Source organism: Panacagrimonas perspica (assembly GCF_004364935.1).
GTDB classification, from domain to species: Bacteria; Pseudomonadota; Gammaproteobacteria; order Nevskiales; family Nevskiaceae; genus Panacagrimonas; species Panacagrimonas perspica.
The window spans coordinates 2168410-2182424 of the sequence record NZ_SOBT01000008.1 but is presented as its reverse complement, the minus strand read 5'-3'; the positions used below and the strand labels follow the sequence as shown (position 1 = coordinate 2182424).

The 14015-nt window shown below is 66.1% G+C and carries 15 protein-coding genes; 13 read left to right on the top strand and 2 right to left on the bottom strand.

The window, feature by feature from the left end:
- The first annotated feature begins 213 nt into the window (after nucleotides 1–213).
- Entirely contained in the window at nucleotides 214–1971 is a 1758-nt protein-coding gene (locus tag DFR24_RS09865; RefSeq protein ID WP_133881090.1) for a sigma-54-dependent Fis family transcriptional regulator, read from the top strand.
- Between the two features lie 258 nt (nucleotides 1972–2229).
- Here DFR24_RS09865 and DFR24_RS09860 read toward each other — a convergent pair whose 3' ends face one another.
- Together DFR24_RS09860 and DFR24_RS24400 are read right to left on the bottom strand one after the other, a co-directional pair.
- A complete protein-coding gene (locus DFR24_RS09860; RefSeq protein WP_246051578.1) occupies nucleotides 2230–4065 on the bottom strand; it encodes a sigma-54-dependent Fis family transcriptional regulator in 1836 nt (611 codons plus the stop codon).
- Nucleotides 4066–4105: 40 nt separating this feature from the next.
- Entirely contained in the window at nucleotides 4106–4438 is a 333-nt protein-coding gene (locus tag DFR24_RS24400; protein WP_162850941.1) for a hypothetical protein, read from the bottom strand.
- Between the two features lie 45 nt (nucleotides 4439–4483).
- Here DFR24_RS24400 and DFR24_RS09855 point away from each other — a divergent pair, with 45 nt between their 5' ends.
- Genes DFR24_RS09855 through dmpE form a run of 12 tightly spaced genes read left to right on the top strand, consistent with a single transcriptional unit; the run spans nucleotide 4484 to nucleotide 14015 of the window.
- Nucleotides 4484–4753, top strand: a complete 270-nt coding sequence (locus DFR24_RS09855; RefSeq protein WP_210772293.1) for a phenol hydroxylase subunit — start codon at nucleotides 4484–4486, stop codon at nucleotides 4751–4753.
- An 8-nt stretch (nucleotides 4754–4761) separates the two neighbouring features.
- Nucleotides 4762–5775: an aromatic/alkene monooxygenase hydroxylase subunit beta gene (locus DFR24_RS09850; protein WP_133881089.1), complete on the top strand. Its 1014-nt coding sequence runs from the start codon at nucleotides 4762–4764 to the stop codon at nucleotides 5773–5775.
- Nucleotides 5772–6044: an MmoB/DmpM family protein gene (locus DFR24_RS09845; RefSeq protein ID WP_133881088.1), complete on the top strand. Its 273-nt coding sequence runs from the start codon at nucleotides 5772–5774 to the stop codon at nucleotides 6042–6044. The genes DFR24_RS09850 and DFR24_RS09845 overlap by 4 nt, the downstream gene beginning before the upstream one ends.
- Nucleotides 6045–6073: 29 nt before the next feature.
- The gene (locus DFR24_RS09840; protein WP_133881087.1) at nucleotides 6074–7636 is read left to right on the top strand and encodes an aromatic/alkene/methane monooxygenase hydroxylase/oxygenase subunit alpha; all 1563 of its coding nucleotides are present in this window, start codon (nucleotides 6074–6076) and stop codon (nucleotides 7634–7636) included.
- Between the two features lie 21 nt (nucleotides 7637–7657).
- Nucleotides 7658–8020, top strand: coding sequence for a phenol hydroxylase subunit P4 (locus tag DFR24_RS09835; protein ID WP_133881086.1), 363 nt, complete (start codon nucleotides 7658–7660; stop codon nucleotides 8018–8020).
- Between the two features lie 13 nt (nucleotides 8021–8033).
- Complete coding sequence (locus tag DFR24_RS09830) at nucleotides 8034–9098, top strand: NADH:ubiquinone reductase (Na(+)-transporting) subunit F (RefSeq protein WP_133881085.1); 1065 nt, start codon at nucleotides 8034–8036, stop codon at nucleotides 9096–9098.
- Nucleotides 9099–9106: 8 nt separating this feature from the next.
- Nucleotides 9107–9466, top strand: a complete 360-nt coding sequence (locus DFR24_RS09825; protein WP_133881084.1) for a 2Fe-2S iron-sulfur cluster-binding protein — start codon at nucleotides 9107–9109, stop codon at nucleotides 9464–9466.
- 17 nt (nucleotides 9467–9483) lie between these two features.
- A complete protein-coding gene (locus tag DFR24_RS09820) occupies nucleotides 9484–10416 on the top strand; it encodes a catechol 2,3-dioxygenase (protein ID WP_133881083.1) in 933 nt (310 codons plus the stop codon).
- On the top strand, nucleotides 10416–10847 hold the full coding sequence (locus DFR24_RS09815; protein ID WP_133881082.1) for a GlcG/HbpS family heme-binding protein: 432 nt from the start codon (nucleotides 10416–10418) through the stop codon (nucleotides 10845–10847). The genes DFR24_RS09820 and DFR24_RS09815 overlap by 1 nt, the downstream gene beginning before the upstream one ends.
- Complete coding sequence (locus tag DFR24_RS09810) at nucleotides 10844–12370, top strand: 2-hydroxymuconic semialdehyde dehydrogenase (protein ID WP_133881081.1); 1527 nt, start codon at nucleotides 10844–10846, stop codon at nucleotides 12368–12370. The genes DFR24_RS09815 and DFR24_RS09810 overlap by 4 nt, the downstream gene beginning before the upstream one ends.
- A 2-nt stretch (nucleotides 12371–12372) precedes the next feature.
- Complete coding sequence (locus DFR24_RS09805) at nucleotides 12373–13236, top strand: alpha/beta fold hydrolase (protein ID WP_133881080.1); 864 nt, start codon at nucleotides 12373–12375, stop codon at nucleotides 13234–13236.
- Nucleotides 13233–14015 (top strand): 2-oxopent-4-enoate hydratase, encoded by a 783-nt coding sequence (dmpE, locus tag DFR24_RS09800; protein WP_133881079.1) that lies wholly within the window; start codon nucleotides 13233–13235, stop codon nucleotides 14013–14015. Before DFR24_RS09805 ends, dmpE begins: the two co-directional genes overlap by 4 nt.

Here is a 14015-nt window from a genome sequence, read left to right as displayed (position 1 = left end):
CATCGATGCGAGTCTTTGAAGGGGAGATAGCAAGGCGCCTGCCAGGCGGAGTTGATCTTAAAAGAACACTGATATTGAAGAGGAATACTTTACGGATAGCTTGGTAGGCTGATCGGGCACGAACTGGAAATTATCCAATTCAGGAAGTGGTCGTGGCTTGTGATTCTTTATTTGAGAAAGCAAGCTCGGCTCCGAACCGAGAAGGCGACCGCCATGAAATCCGCGAAGAACCCCGCCAGGACCAAGCCACGCGCGCGCCGCGCCGGTGCCGTTCCGGACAAGGCCACCGCCGATGCGGCGCGCCTGTCGCAGACGATCGCCGAGCACCTGCGCTTCTCGCCGGATGCCGGTCACATCCAGCTCTTCGGGCAACGCATGCTGCTGATGCACGCGAATTCGTTCGCGCAGCTCCGGCGTGAACTCATCGAGCAGCTCGGCACCGCCAAGGCGCGCGAGATGCTCATGCGCCTGGGCTACCAGCAGGGCGCCGAGGACGGTCAGCGCCTGCGCGCGCTCTACCCGGATGATCCTGCCCATGCGCTCGCGCTGGGACCGCGGCTGCGCGAAACCGAGGGCTTCGTCGGCATGCGGCCGATGGACGAGATGCGCTTCGACGTCGAACGCGGCGAGTTCTGGGGGGACTTCATCTGGGCGGCGTCATGGGAAGCCGAAGCGCACCTGCAGCAGATCGGAATCGGTGGCGAGCCCGCGTGCTGGATCATGAGCGGTTACGCCAGCGGCTGCTCCACCGCGATCGTCGGCATGCCGATCCATTGGCGCGAAGTAGAATGCGTCGCGATGGGTCACGCGCAATGCCGCGTCATCGGGCGGCCACTTTCGCAATGGGAAGGGCTGCTCGAAGCGGACATCGGCTTTCTCAAGATCGACAGCTTCGTCGCAACGCCGTCGCCCGCTCCCACGGAGACCGCGCTCGACCCGGCCTTCGGCGAGTTCGTGGGCGTGTCGCCGGGTTTCAACGGGGTGGCGCGACTCGTGCGGCGCGTCGCGCCCACCGATTCCACCGTGTTGTTCCGCGGCGAGAGCGGGGTCGGCAAGGAACGGTTCGCCCGCGCGCTGCATTCGATCAGCCCGCGGGCGGCCAAGCCGATGATCGCGGTCAACTGTGCCGCGATCCCGCCGGAACTGGTCGAGGCCGAGTTGTTCGGCGTCGAGAAGGGCGCCTTCACCGGTGCCGATCGGTCACGCGCCGGCCGCTTCGAGCGCGCCGAAGGCGGAACGCTGTTCCTCGACGAGATCCATAGCCTGTCGCTGCAGGCGCAGGGCAAGGTGCTGCGTGCGATCCAGGAGCGCGAGATCGAGCGCGTGGGCGGTTCGCAGGTGCTGAAAGTGGACGTGCGTATCGTGTCGGCTGCGAACTGCGACCTGCGCGCCGAGATGGAGGCGGGCCGCTTTCGGGCGGATCTCTTCTACCGGCTGAACGTGTTCCCGATCGAGATTCCGCCGCTGCGCGAACGACGCGAGGACATCCCGCTGCTGGTCGCACTGTTCCTGGAACGCTACAGGGCACGATTCTCGAAGGCGGTCGGCGGACTCACCGCCCGTGCCTATGACGCGCTATGGGATTACGACTGGCCGGGCAACGTGCGCGAGCTGGAGAACATGGTGCAGCGCGCCGTCATCCTCGCCGAGCCGGGCGGAGCGATCGATGTGCAGCATCTGTTCGCCGGCGGGGAGAAGCTCAAGGCTTCGTCGTTCAATCTCGACGTGCACGGCGCGCTGGTGCCGAGCGCCGCGCAGACCGATGCGGGCCCCGGCGAGAAGCAGCGGCTGCTGGCCGACGAACTGCTGACGTCGCTGAGCTCGTTCGAACAGATCGAGACCTTGTTCGTTCAACGCGCGATGGAACGCGCGGGCGGGAATCTGTCGGCGGCGGCGCGGCTTCTGCGGTTGCGGCGCGGGCAGATGGAGTATCGGCTCAAGAAGCGGGACAGGGATGCGTCTGGCGACTGAGATGCGCCGGTTGCGACGATCGCACCCGTTTCGAGGATCGCCGTAGCCCGGGTGAAACCCGGGGCTCTCCTCGCAGACCGGGCGTTGATCCCGGGTTTCACCCGGGCTACGCGTACGGATCGAGACGCTCCGGATTCCGCGTGCGGTGGAACGCGCCGGCGCGCCCCGTAGCCCGGACGCAGTCCGGGGCTTTTGTTCGGCGGCAGAGCAATCCCCGGACTTCGTCCGGGCTACGGGGGCGACGGAGCCGTCTCCAACTCACTCCGGCAACGGCGCCATGCCCCGGTTGTTCAGGCGATAGACCAGGCGCGAGCGTGTGAGCCCGAGCGATCGGGCCGCGGCCGACAGGTTTCCGTTCGCGCGCTTGATGGCGCTCTGCAGCAGCGCCTTCTCGAGTGAGGTCTCGATCTCGTCGAGTGAAACGGCGTCGGCATCGGTGTCATCCGATAACATCTTCTCGCAGCGCGCCGCGATCGAACGGATGACATCGGCGGGATCGGTACCGGCGGCGGCACGATCATCCGCGTCCAGGCGCCCGCCCGAACCGACGCGACCGTCACCGCTCAGGCCGAACGACACGCTGTCCAGGTTCTCGCCGCCGATGAACAGGTGGCTGACGTCGATCGCGCCCTGGCTCGGGGCCAGGATCACGCCGCGCTCGATCATGTTCTCCAACTCGCGGATGTTTCCCGGCAGTTCGTAGTTGAGCAGCGCGTCGATGGCGCGCGCCGTGAAGCCGGTGACATCGCGCTTGTGACGATGGCGATACTTCGCCAGGAAGTGATTCATCAGGATCGGGATGTCGTCGCGGCGCTCGCGCAGCGGCGGCACCTTCACCGGCACGACGTTGAGGCGGAAGTACAGGTCCTCGCGGAAGCGGCCGGCCTTCACCTCTGCGCGCAGATCCAGGTTGGTCGCCGCCACCAGGCGGACGTCGACGCGCCGCACCTTGGTGTCGCCGACCCGCTCGATCTCGCCTTCCTGGATCGCGCGCAGCAGCTTGCCCTGCGCGGCGAGTCCGAGGATGCCGATCTCGTCGAGGAACAGCGTGCCGCCGTGGGCGCGCTCGAAACGTCCCTCGCGCGAGACCGTGGCGCCGGTGAACGCGCCCTTCTCGACGCCGAACAGCTCGGACTCGACGAGGTTCTCGGGAATCGCGGCGCAGTTGATGGCGACGAAGGGATGGTTCGCGCGCGGGCTGTTGCGATGCAGCGTGCGCGCAAACACTTCCTTGCCGACGCCGCTCTCGCCGAGGAAGAGCACCGTGGCGCTGGTATCGGCGACGCGGCGCACCATGTGGCAGACCGCGTTGAAGCCGGTGGACACGCCGACGATGGCGCCGTCCTCGAACATCGAGGCCAGGTGCTCCTGCGCCGATTTCTCGGCCGGCTTGCGCGTGGTGGCGATCAGGCCACGACTGAACGGCTCGGCGCGCAGGAAGCGGATGTCGTCCTCGGCGTCCTTCCACTCCTCGGCGGGCTTGCCGACGATGCGGCAATGCGAGTGGCCGGTGGCGCGGCATTCGACTTCGCGGAACAGGATCGGCCGGCCCATGAACACGCTGGTGTAGCCGCAGGCGTAGCCGATCTGCATCCAGCACACGGGCTCGGCGCCGATGCCATAGTTGCGGATGTGCTCCTCGTCCTCGGACGAATCGCGCCAGATGAACTCGCCGAGGTAGTGACCGCGCTCGACGTCGATCTCCAGGCGCACCGGCGGATCGACGCGAACGATGCCTTCGAGCGCGTGCAGCTGCGGGCCGACGGCGAACGTGTCGCTCAGTCCGGCATGCGGACGCAGCCGACGCGCGAGTTCGGCGTCATGGCCGCCGGAGTTGTAGCCCATGCGCGTCAGCAGTCCGCGCGCCCGTTCGATGCCCAGGCCTTCGATCAGCTCGCGCCGCATCACGCCCATCGCCGAGGTGTGGATCAGCTGCATGCGCTGGTCGTCGAGCCAGATGCGGCCATCCGCCGGCGAGAAGTGCAGGCGCGCCATCAGGTCGGCGATGTCGGGGTAGCGCTGCGGGTCCACGGCGGCGCTGCTCGGCTTCCAGTCGGAGGCCGGCATTGGCGGCGTGCCCATCGTTGATTTCATGAATCGTCCTCCTGCGTACCGCCGGGACGTACCCGTGCGGCTAGTCGTGGGCGGTGGTCGAGCACGGCTCGTGCCATTCCGGCGAAGCGTCTGATGCGCCGTGTTCGCCTCGATGAAGCCGCGCCGTCTCGGGATCAGTTTGAAGATTTTTATTGAATGGCCCGGCGGCGAGGCTCGGCTTTTCACTGAATTTATTCAAGCGACGTCGTTCGCGAAGAAGCAGAAACGCGCGACGTTTCGCTGCGCGAAGCGAGGAAATCGTCAGCCCGCCAATCGCTTGAAGGATGGTGCAGTGCGGCATCGCGTCGCATGGCATGGCCGGTGCAATCCGGCACTCCACGAGCAGGCGTCCATGTTCGATCGGGGTGACCAAGCAGCACCCCGGCGACGCGTCCTGTTCACCGCCGGAGGAGAAACGGTGTCGCTCCATCAGTTGCCGCCACGCAAGCCCGTGTTCGATGTCGATCGCCGATACGTCCGCTATCGCGAGCTCGATGCGCGCGGCTACGTGCAGTTCGACTTCGCCATCGGAGACCCGGAACTGGCGGTGGAGCTGACGTTGCCGCTGCGCGCGTACCAGGAGTTCTGCCGCACCCAGGCCGTGACCTACCTGACGCGCGAGCAGGCCGAGGACATCGATTTCGAGAAATCCAAGTGGCGCTTCGGTGCGCCCGGACAGCAAGACTGAGGAGCCCCATGCAAGTCGACATCAAGACCACGTCGGTGGTCCAGCTTCGCGAGACGTTCTCCCATGTGGCGCGCCATCTCGGGAGCGACAAGCCCGCATCGCGCTACCAGGAGGCGAGCCTCAACCTGCAGTCCACGGCCAACTTCCATTACCGCCCGCTGTGGGAACCGGAGCGCGAGCTGTACGACGTACGCCGTACGCAGATCGAGATGAAGGACTGGTACGCGTTCAAGGACCCGCGCCAGTACTACTACGGCAGCTACACCATCGTGCGCTCCCGCCAGCAGGAGACGATGGAGAAGAGCCTCGAGTTCGTCGACAAGCGCGGCCTGCTGCGCGATCTGCCGCAGGAGATCCGCAACGCGGTGATCTTCGCGCTGGTGCCGATGCGGCATCTCGAGTGGGGCGCCAACCTCAACAACTGCTTCGTCACCGCCTACGGCTACGGAACGGCGATCACGCAGGCCACGATGTTCCACGGCATGGACCGGCTGGGCCTCGCGCAGTACCTGAGCCGCATCGGCCTGCTGCTCGACGGCAACAGCGGAGAGTCGCTGGCGCACGCCAAGACGCTGTGGATGGAACACGCCGCCTGGCAGCCGCTGCGGCGCCTGATGGAACGGATGATGATCTGTCGCGACTGGTTCGAGCTGTTCGTCAAGCAGAACCTCGTGCTGGACGGCCTGCTGCATCCGCTGGTGTTCCGCCAGTTCGAGCCGCGGATCTCGGCGCAGCACGGCCCGGCGCTGAGCCTGCTGACCGAGTTCATGACCACGTGGTTCGACGAGAGCTCGCGCTGGGTCGACGCGACGATCAAGACAGCCGCGGCCGAATCGCCGGCGAATGCCGAACGACTGCGTGGATGGATCGCCGAATCACACAGCGAGATCATGGAAGCGCTGGGTGCTTACGCGGCCGAGCTGTTCGGCGAAGACGCGGCCGGCGCGCTCGCGAAGGTCGAAGCCACGCTGGAGGCCCGACTGACCAAGCTCGGTGTCGGTTCCACCGGAAAAGCGTCATGACCGACTCCGTCTTCATCGCGTTCCAGACCAACGACGACACGCGCGCGATCGTCGAAGCCATCACGCACGACAACGCGGCCGCCACCGTCGCGCGATTCCCGGCGATGGTGAAAGTCGATGCACCGGGGCGGCTGGTCGTGCGGCGCGAATCGATCGAGGAGCGCATCGGTCGCGACTTCGACCTGCGCGAGCTGCACCTGAACCTGATCTCGCTGTCCGGAAACATCGAAGAGTCGGAAGACGAGTTCGTCCTGCATTGGGGCAACTAGAAAACAAGACGTACGCAAGGAGCGATCGAATGAACATGCCCATCAGCGGAAAGCCGCCGAAGAAACTCAGCCTCAAGGAAAACTACGCGCTGCTCACGCGCGGACTGGGCTGGGAGACCAGCTACGAGTCGATGGACAAGGTGTTTCCGCAGTGCGACTTCGAAGGCATCAAGATCCACGACTGGGACAAGTGGGAGGACCCGTTCCGTCTGACGATGGACGCCTACTGGAAGTACCAGGGTGAGAAGGAGCGCAAGCTCTACGCCATCGTCGATGCGTTCCAGCAGAACAACGGCCAGTTCAACGTCAGCGACGCGCGCTACATCAACACGCTGAAGCTGTTCCTGACCGGCGTGAGCCCGCTGGAATACGGCGCGCACCGCGGTTTCGCGATGGCGGGCCGCAACTTCAAGGGTGCCGGTGCGAGCATCGCCGCGCAGATGCAGGCGATCGACGAGCTGCGCCACGCGCAGACGCAGGCGCACACGATCAGCCACTACAACAAGTTCTTCCACGGCATGCATGACCCGATCCACATGTTCGATCGGGTCTGGTACCTGTCGGTCCCGAAGTCCTACTTCGAGGATGCGATGACGGCGGGGCCGTTCGAGTTCGTCACCGCGATCTCGTTCTCGTTCGAGTACGTGCTGACCAACCTGCTGTTCATGCCGTTCATGAGCGGCGCGGCGTTCAACGGCGACATGGCGACGGTGACGTTCGGCTTCTCCGCGCAGTCGGACGAGTCACGCCACATGACGCTGGGCCTGGAGGTGGTGAAGTTCATCCTCGAACAGGATCCGGCCAACCTGCCGATCGTGCAGCGCTGGCTCGACAAGTGGTTCTGGCGCGGCTACCGGCTGCTGGCGCTGGTGGCGATGATGATGGATTACATGCTGCCCAAGCGCGTCATGAGCTGGTCGGAAGCCTGGGGCATGTACTTCGAGCAGAACGGCGGTGCGCTGTTCAACGACCTGGCGCGCTACGGCGTGCGCATGCCCAAGTACCACGACGTCGCGGCCAAGGAGAAGGATCGCCTGTCGCACGAGACCTGGGGCATCTTCTACAACTACACGCACGCGGCCGGCTTCCACACCTGGGTGCCGGAAGAGGGCGAGATGAAGTGGCTGTCGGAGAAGTACCCGGCGACGTTCGACAAGCACTATCGCCCGCGTTTCGAGTACTGGCGCGATCAGCAGAAGAAGGGCGAGCGCTTCTACAACAAGACGCTGCCGATGCTGTGCCAGACCTGCCAGATCCCGATGGGGTTCACCGAGCCGGACGACCCCACGAAGATCTGCTACCGCGAGTCGCACTACCGCGACAACAAGTTCCACTTCTGCTCGGACGGCTGCAAGGACATCTTCGACTTCGAGCCGGAGAAGTACGTGCAGAGCTGGCTGCCGGTGCACCAGGTCTACCAGGGCAACTGCTTCCGGCCGGGAACGGACCCGACGGCGCCCGGCTTCGATCCGCTGCTCGAGGTCCTCAAGTACTACAACTTCAACGTGGGCAAGGACGGCGGCGAGTACCTGGATTCCGAGGACAAGAAGCACTGGGAACAGTGGACCGGCAAGCCCGGTGTCTCGATCTGAAGCCACGCCAGAAGAAATCACATGAGCGTCGTCGCCCTCAAGCCCGGCTACACCGGCGAGATCAAGGATCGGGTCGAGAATTTCCACGGTCAGCAGTTGCTGTACATCGGCTGGGAGGACCACCTGATGTTCTGCGCACCGCTGTGCATCCCGGTGCCGCCGACGTTGCCGTTCGGCGCGCTGACCGCGCAGATCATTCCCGACCTGTACGCCGCCCACCCGGATGCATCGGCGATCGACTGGAGCAAGGTCGAGTGGTTCTCGTCGTCGCAGCCGTTCACGCCGGACCTGTCGAAGAGCCTTGCCGACAACGGACTGGGCCACAAGGCCTCGCTGCGCTTCCGCACGCCGGGGCTGACCGGCATCAAGGGTTCGTGCAGCTGAGCGCCTGGCGACGATGAGCTACCAGATCACCATCGAGCCGTTGGGCCAGACCGTCGAGGCGGAAGAGGGCCAGACGATCCTCGACGCCTGCCTGCGGGCCGGCGTGTGGCTGCCGCACGCCTGCTGTCACGGCCTGTGCGCGACCTGCAAGGTGCAGATCGTCGACGGCGAGATCGAGCACGGCGCCGCGTCGCCGTTCGCGCTGATGGATTTCGAGCGCGACGAGCGCAAGGCGCTGGCCTGCTGTGCGACCTTGCAGTCCGACGTCACGATCGAGGCCGATGTAGACGAGGATCCGGATGCGCGGCATCACCCCGTCCGCGATTTCCGCGGCACGGTGTCCGCGATCGTCGACCTGTCACCGACGATCAAGGGCATCCATGTCGACGTGGGCGGCGAGGGCGTCGAGTTCCAGGCCGGCCAGTACGTACAGGTGCAGGTACCGGGCCTCGATCAGCCGCGTGCGTTCTCGCTGGCCAACCGGCCCGGCGAGAAAGGCCGCATCGAACTCAACGTGCGTCGCGTGCCCAACGGCAAGGGCACCGGCTGGATGCACGACGAGCTGAAAGTGGGCGACGAGATTCGCTTCTCCGGTCCGCTCGGCCGCTTCTTCGTGCGCTCGTCGGACCCGCAGCCGCTGATCTTCATGGCGGGCGGCTCGGGCCTGTCGAGCCCGCGCTCGATGATTCTGGACCTGCTGGACAACGGCGAGACGCGCGACATCACGCTGGTCTACGGCGCGCGCAATCGGGGCGAGCTGTACTACCACGACGAGTTCGTCGCGCTCGCCGAAAAGCACCCGAACTTCCACTACGTCCCCGCGCTGAACGAGCCGACCGAGGCTTGTGCGTGGACCGGTTTCAAGGGTTTCGTGCACGACGCCGCCATCGCGAAGTTCGGCAACGACTTCCGCGGTCACCGCGCGTACCTGTGCGGTCCGCCGGTGATGATCGAGGCCTGCATCCGCAGCCTGATGCAGGGCCGCCTGTTCGAGCGCGACATCTTCACCGAGAAGTTCCTGACCTCGGCCGATGGCGCCAGTGCGCTGGCGCGCAGCCCGCTGTTCCGCGCGCTGTGACGCAGGCGATGAAACATCGCATCGAGATCGTGAATGGCAGCGAGAGCTTCGGTTGCCCCGCGGACCTCGACGTGCTGCGCGCCATGGAATGCCTGGGTCGCAAGGGCATTCCGGTCGGCTGCCGCGGCGGCGGCTGCGGGATCTGCAAGGTGCGCGTCGTCGAAGGACCGTATCGCACCGGTGCGATGAGCCGCGCCTGCGTCAGCGTCGACGAGCAGTCCGACGGCTACGCGCTCGCCTGCAAGTTGTTCGCGGAAGGCGATCTGCGGTTGCAGGTGGTGGGAAAGATGGCGCGCTGCTTCGCCGGATCGGCGGGCGGCTTTCACGTCTACGGCCTGCAAGGCGCAGCGTCGCAGACCAACAACTGAACGAGGAGAAGAGACCCATGGCACTCACAGGCGTACTTCGACCGGGGCACGTGGTCCTGCGCGTGATGGATCTGGACAAGGCGGTCGCGCATTACACCGACGCGCTGGGTCTGATCGAGGTGGCGCGCGACGACAAGGGCCGCGTCTTCTTCAAGGCCTGGGACGAGGCCGATCACCACAGCGTGGTCCTGCGCCAGGCCGACGAGGCCGGCATGGACTACATGGGCTGGAAGGTGGATTCGGCCGCGACGCTCGAACGCCTGGCCGGCGATGTGAAGAACTCCGGGCTCGTCACCGACACGAGCTGGATCGCGGCCGGCGAGCACCCGCACACCGGCAAGCGCTTCCGCTTCACGATCCCGACCGGCCACGTGATGGAGCTGTATGCGCAGAAGGATGCGACGGGCTGCTCCACCGGCTATCTGAACCCGGAGCCCTGGCCGGATGGTCTCAAGGGCATGGCGCCGTCGCGCTTCGATCACTGCCTGCTGTACGGCGACGATCTGGATGGCACGGTGAAGCTGTTCACCGAGGTGCTGGGCTTCGGGCTCGCGGAAGAAGTCGTTGCAGGACCGGAGAAGTTCCGGATCGCCGCGTTCCTGTCCTGCTCGAACAAGGTCCACGACGTGGCCTTCATCCGCCAGCCGATGAAGAACAAGTTCCACCACGCCTCGTTCCTGCTCGACAACTGGTACGAGGTGCTCAAGGCCGCCGACATCATCTCGAAGCGGAAGATCTCGATCGATCTCGGGCCGACGCGCCACGGCATCACGCGTGGCGAGACGATATATTTCTTCGACCCGAGCGGCAATCGCAACGAGGTCTTCGCCGGCGGCTACATCTACTACCCGGACAAGCCCACGGTGACGTGGACGGACGACCAGCTCGGACCGGCGATCTTCTATCACGACCGCAAGCTCAACGAAGCCTTCCTGTCGGTGGTGACCTGATGCGCGCAGCAGCACCTCAGTCGGTCGTGCACTGGGAGGCCGCACACGCCGCCGTCGACGCGGCCGTGCGGCAGGCCGAAATGCTCGGCATCCGCATCAACGTGGCGGTCGCCGACAGCGGCGGCAATCTCGCTGCGTTCCTGCGCATGCCCGGCGCCTTCCTGCATTCGATCGAGATTGCGATCGACAAGGCCTACACGGCGGCCGGTTTCGGGTTTCCGACGTCGGCCTGGAGCGGTGCGCTGGAAGGGCTTTCGAAGGCCGCGCGCGACGGGCTGCCGCGCAGGCCGCGGCTGGTCGCATTCGGCGGCGGTCTGCCGCTGAGAGTGCAGGGGGAACTGCTCGGCGCCATCGGCGTGTCGGGCGGCTCCGAAGAACAGGACGAACAGTGCGCACGAGCGGGTCTGGCCGCGATCGGCGCCGAAGGATGAACGACGTGGCAAATGATCTGAAGAGTCCCTCGAGCGCGCGCTCGACTCCGCATACGGAGACGCGCGAATTCCGTCACTTCATCGACGGCGCGTTCGTCGCGTCGAAGAGCGGCAGGACGTTCGAGAACCGCAATCCGGTCGACGGCTCGCTGATCGGGCAGGTCTGCGAAGGCGGCCGCGCGGAAGTCGATGCGGCCGTCGCGGCTGCGCGCGCCGCGATGGACGGCCCCTGGGGCCGCATGCCGGTCACGCAGCGCGTGGAGCTGCTCTACAAGGTCGCCGACGAGATCACGCGGCGCTTCGACGACTTCCTCGCGGCCGAAGTCGCGGACACCGGCAAGCCGGTGAGCCTGGCCTCGCACATCGACATCCCGCGCGGCGCGGCCAACTTCAAGGTCTTCGCCGACGTCATCAAGAATGTGCCGACCGAGACGTTCGAGATGGCGACGCCGGATGGCGGCAGCGCGCTGAACTACGCGGTGCGCGTGCCGCGCGGCGTCATCGCCGTGGTCTGCCCGTGGAACCTGCCGCTGCTGCTGATGACGTGGAAGGTCGGACCCGCGCTGGCCTGCGGCAATGCGGTCGTCGTCAAGCCGTCCGAGGAGACGCCGGCCACGGCGACCCTGCTCGGCGAAGTGATGAACGCGGTCGGCATTCCGAAGGGTGTCTACAACGTCGTCCACGGACTGGGTCCCGACTCGGCCGGCGAGTTCCTGACGTCGCACCGGGACGTCAACGCGATCACGTTCACCGGCGAGACGCGCACCGGCGAGGCGATCATGGGCGCGGCCTCGAAAGGCCTGCGGCCGGTCTCCTTCGAACTGGGCGGCAAGAACGCCGGCATCGTGTTCGCCGACGCCGATTTCGACGCGGCCGTGGACGGCATCGCGCGCGCCGCGTTCGTCAATTGCGGACAGGTATGCCTCGGCACCGAGCGCGTCTACGTCGAGCGCCCGATCTTCGATCGCTTCGTCGCCGCGCTGAAGTCGCGCGCCGAGGCGATGAAACCCGGCCTGCCGCAGGACAAGAGCACCGGCATCGGCCCGCTGATCAGCCAGGAGCACCTCGCGAAGGTCCTGTCCTACTACGACAAGGCGCGCGCGGAAGGCGCGACGATCGTCACAGGCGGTGGCGTGCCGCAGATGCCCGACGAACTGCGCAAGGGCGCCTGGGTGCAGCCGACGATCTGGACCGGCCTGCCGGAGACGGCCACGGTCGTGCGCGAGGAGATCTTCGGGCCCTGCTGCCACATCGCGCCGTTCGACTCGGAAGACGAAGTCGTGCACCTGGCCAACGACACGCCCTACGGCCTGTGCACGACGGTGTGGACGACCAACCTGTCGCGCGGCCTGCGCATGGGCACGCGCATCCACGTCGGCCTGTGCTGGATCAACAGCTGGTTCCTGCGCGACCTGCGCACGCCGTTCGGTGGCAGCAAGCAGTCCGGCATCGGCCGCGAAGGCGGCGTGCACTCGCTGGAGTTCTACACCGAGCTGCGCAATGTCTGCGTGAAGTACGCCTGAGCATGAGCGAGCCCACTTCCAATCCGGAGATCGGCAGCAGCATCGTCGCGGCCGGTATCCGCACGAACCTGCACGATCTGAATCCGGCGGCGCCCGGCGTGCCGCTGGTGCTCATCCACGGCTCCGGTCCCGGTGTCAGCGCGTTCGCCAACTGGCGGCTGGTGATGCCTACGTTCGCCAAGAGCCGGCGCGTCGTCGCACCGGACATGGTCGGCTTCGGTTTCACCGACCGGCCGGCGGACCACGCGTACTCGCTCGATCGCTGGGTGGCGCATGCGCTGGGCGTGCTCGATGCACTGAAGCTGACGCGGGTCGACCTGGTCGGAAATTCCTTCGGCGGCGCGCTGTCGCTCGCGCTGGCCGTGCGTCATCCGCAGCGCGTACGCCGGCTGGTGCTGATGGGCGCGGCGGGCGTGGACTTCGAACTCACGCCGGCACTCGACGCCGTCTGGGGCTACACGCCTTCGTTCGAGAACATGCGCCGCCTGATGGACCTGTTCGCCTACGACCGCGGCCTGGTCAACGACGAGCTGGCCGAGCTGCGCTACCGCGCCAGCATCCGTCCCGGATTCCAGGAATCGTTCTCCGCGATGTTTCCCGCTCCGCGCCAGCGCGGCATCGAGGCGCTGTGCAGTCCGGAGGAGCAGATCCGCGCGCTGCCGCACGAGACGCTGGTGATCCATGGCCGCGAAGACCAGGTCATCCCGATGAGCAACTCGCTGAAGCTTGCCTCGCTGATACCGAACGCGCAGCTGCACATCTTCGGCAAGTGCGGTCACTGGACCCAGATCGAACATTCCGCGCGTTTTGCGCGCCTGGTCGGTGACTTCCTCGCGGAAGCCGACAACAAACCCCATTCACCATGAACCCGGAAAAGATCACTCAGTACGGTGATGCGCTGTATCAGGCCCTGCAGGACCGCAAGCCGATCGCGCCGCTGACCGACCGCGAACCCGACATCACGATCGAGGACGCGTACCGCATCCAGCTGCGCATGATCGATCGCCGCCTGCAGCAGGGCGAGACGATCATCGGCAAGAAGATCGGTGTCACCTCCAAGGCCGTGCAGAACATGCTCAAGGTCTACCAGCCCGACTTCGGCCAGTTGCTGTCGGGCATGGTGTTCAGCGAGGGCGAGCCGATTCCGGTGAGCACGCTGATCGCGCCCAAGGCCGAGGCGGAAGTCGCCTTCATCCTCAAGCACGATCTGAACGGTCCGGGGGTGACGGCGGCCGACGTGTTGCGCGCCACGGATTTCGTGTTGCCCTGTTTCGAGATCGTCGATTCCCGCATCGCGGACTGGAAAATCAGGATCCAGGACACCGTCGCCGACAACGCCTCCTGCGGCGTGTTCGTGCTCGGCGGCACGCCGCGCAGCCTGCGCGGCTTCGATCTCTCCGTGGCCGGCATGGTCGTGGAGAAGAACGGCGACATCGTCAGCACCGCCGCGGGCGCGGCCGTGCAGGGGTCGCCGGTCAACGCCGTGGCCTGGCTCGCGAACACGCTGGGCGCGCTCGGCATTCCGCTCAAGGCGGGCGAAGTGATCCTGTCGGGATCACAGTCGCCGCTGATGCCGGCGGTCGCCGGCGACTCCTTCACCTGCAACGTCGGCGGCCTCGGTAGCTGCTCCGTTCGCTTCTCCTGA

What these genes read in the sequence shown, in the direction of transcription:
- DFR24_RS09820 (WP_133881083.1), top strand. Translation starts at nt 9,484, where the DNA reads ATGGCACTCACAGGCGTACTTCGACCGGGGCACGTGGTCCTGCGCGTG.
- DFR24_RS09860 (WP_246051578.1), bottom strand. Translation starts at nt 4,065, where the DNA reads ATGAAATCAACGATGGGCACGCCGCCAATGCCGGCCTCCGACTGGAAG.
- DFR24_RS09865 (WP_133881090.1), top strand. Translation starts at nt 214, where the DNA reads ATGAAATCCGCGAAGAACCCCGCCAGGACCAAGCCACGCGCGCGCCGC.
- DFR24_RS09825 (WP_133881084.1), top strand. Translation starts at nt 9,107, where the DNA reads ATGAAACATCGCATCGAGATCGTGAATGGCAGCGAGAGCTTCGGTTGC.
- dmpE (WP_133881079.1), top strand. Translation starts at nt 13,233, where the DNA reads ATGAACCCGGAAAAGATCACTCAGTACGGTGATGCGCTGTATCAGGCC.
- DFR24_RS09845 (WP_133881088.1), top strand. Translation starts at nt 5,772, where the DNA reads ATGACCGACTCCGTCTTCATCGCGTTCCAGACCAACGACGACACGCGC.
- DFR24_RS09805 (WP_133881080.1), top strand. Translation starts at nt 12,373, where the DNA reads ATGAGCGAGCCCACTTCCAATCCGGAGATCGGCAGCAGCATCGTCGCG.
- DFR24_RS09850 (WP_133881089.1), top strand. Translation starts at nt 4,762, where the DNA reads ATGCAAGTCGACATCAAGACCACGTCGGTGGTCCAGCTTCGCGAGACG.
- DFR24_RS09830 (WP_133881085.1), top strand. Translation starts at nt 8,034, where the DNA reads ATGAGCTACCAGATCACCATCGAGCCGTTGGGCCAGACCGTCGAGGCG.
- DFR24_RS09835 (WP_133881086.1), top strand. Translation starts at nt 7,658, where the DNA reads ATGAGCGTCGTCGCCCTCAAGCCCGGCTACACCGGCGAGATCAAGGAT.
- DFR24_RS09840 (WP_133881087.1), top strand. Translation starts at nt 6,074, where the DNA reads ATGAACATGCCCATCAGCGGAAAGCCGCCGAAGAAACTCAGCCTCAAG.
- DFR24_RS09810 (WP_133881081.1), top strand. Translation starts at nt 10,844, where the DNA reads ATGAACGACGTGGCAAATGATCTGAAGAGTCCCTCGAGCGCGCGCTCG.
- DFR24_RS09815 (WP_133881082.1), top strand. Translation starts at nt 10,416, where the DNA reads ATGCGCGCAGCAGCACCTCAGTCGGTCGTGCACTGGGAGGCCGCACAC.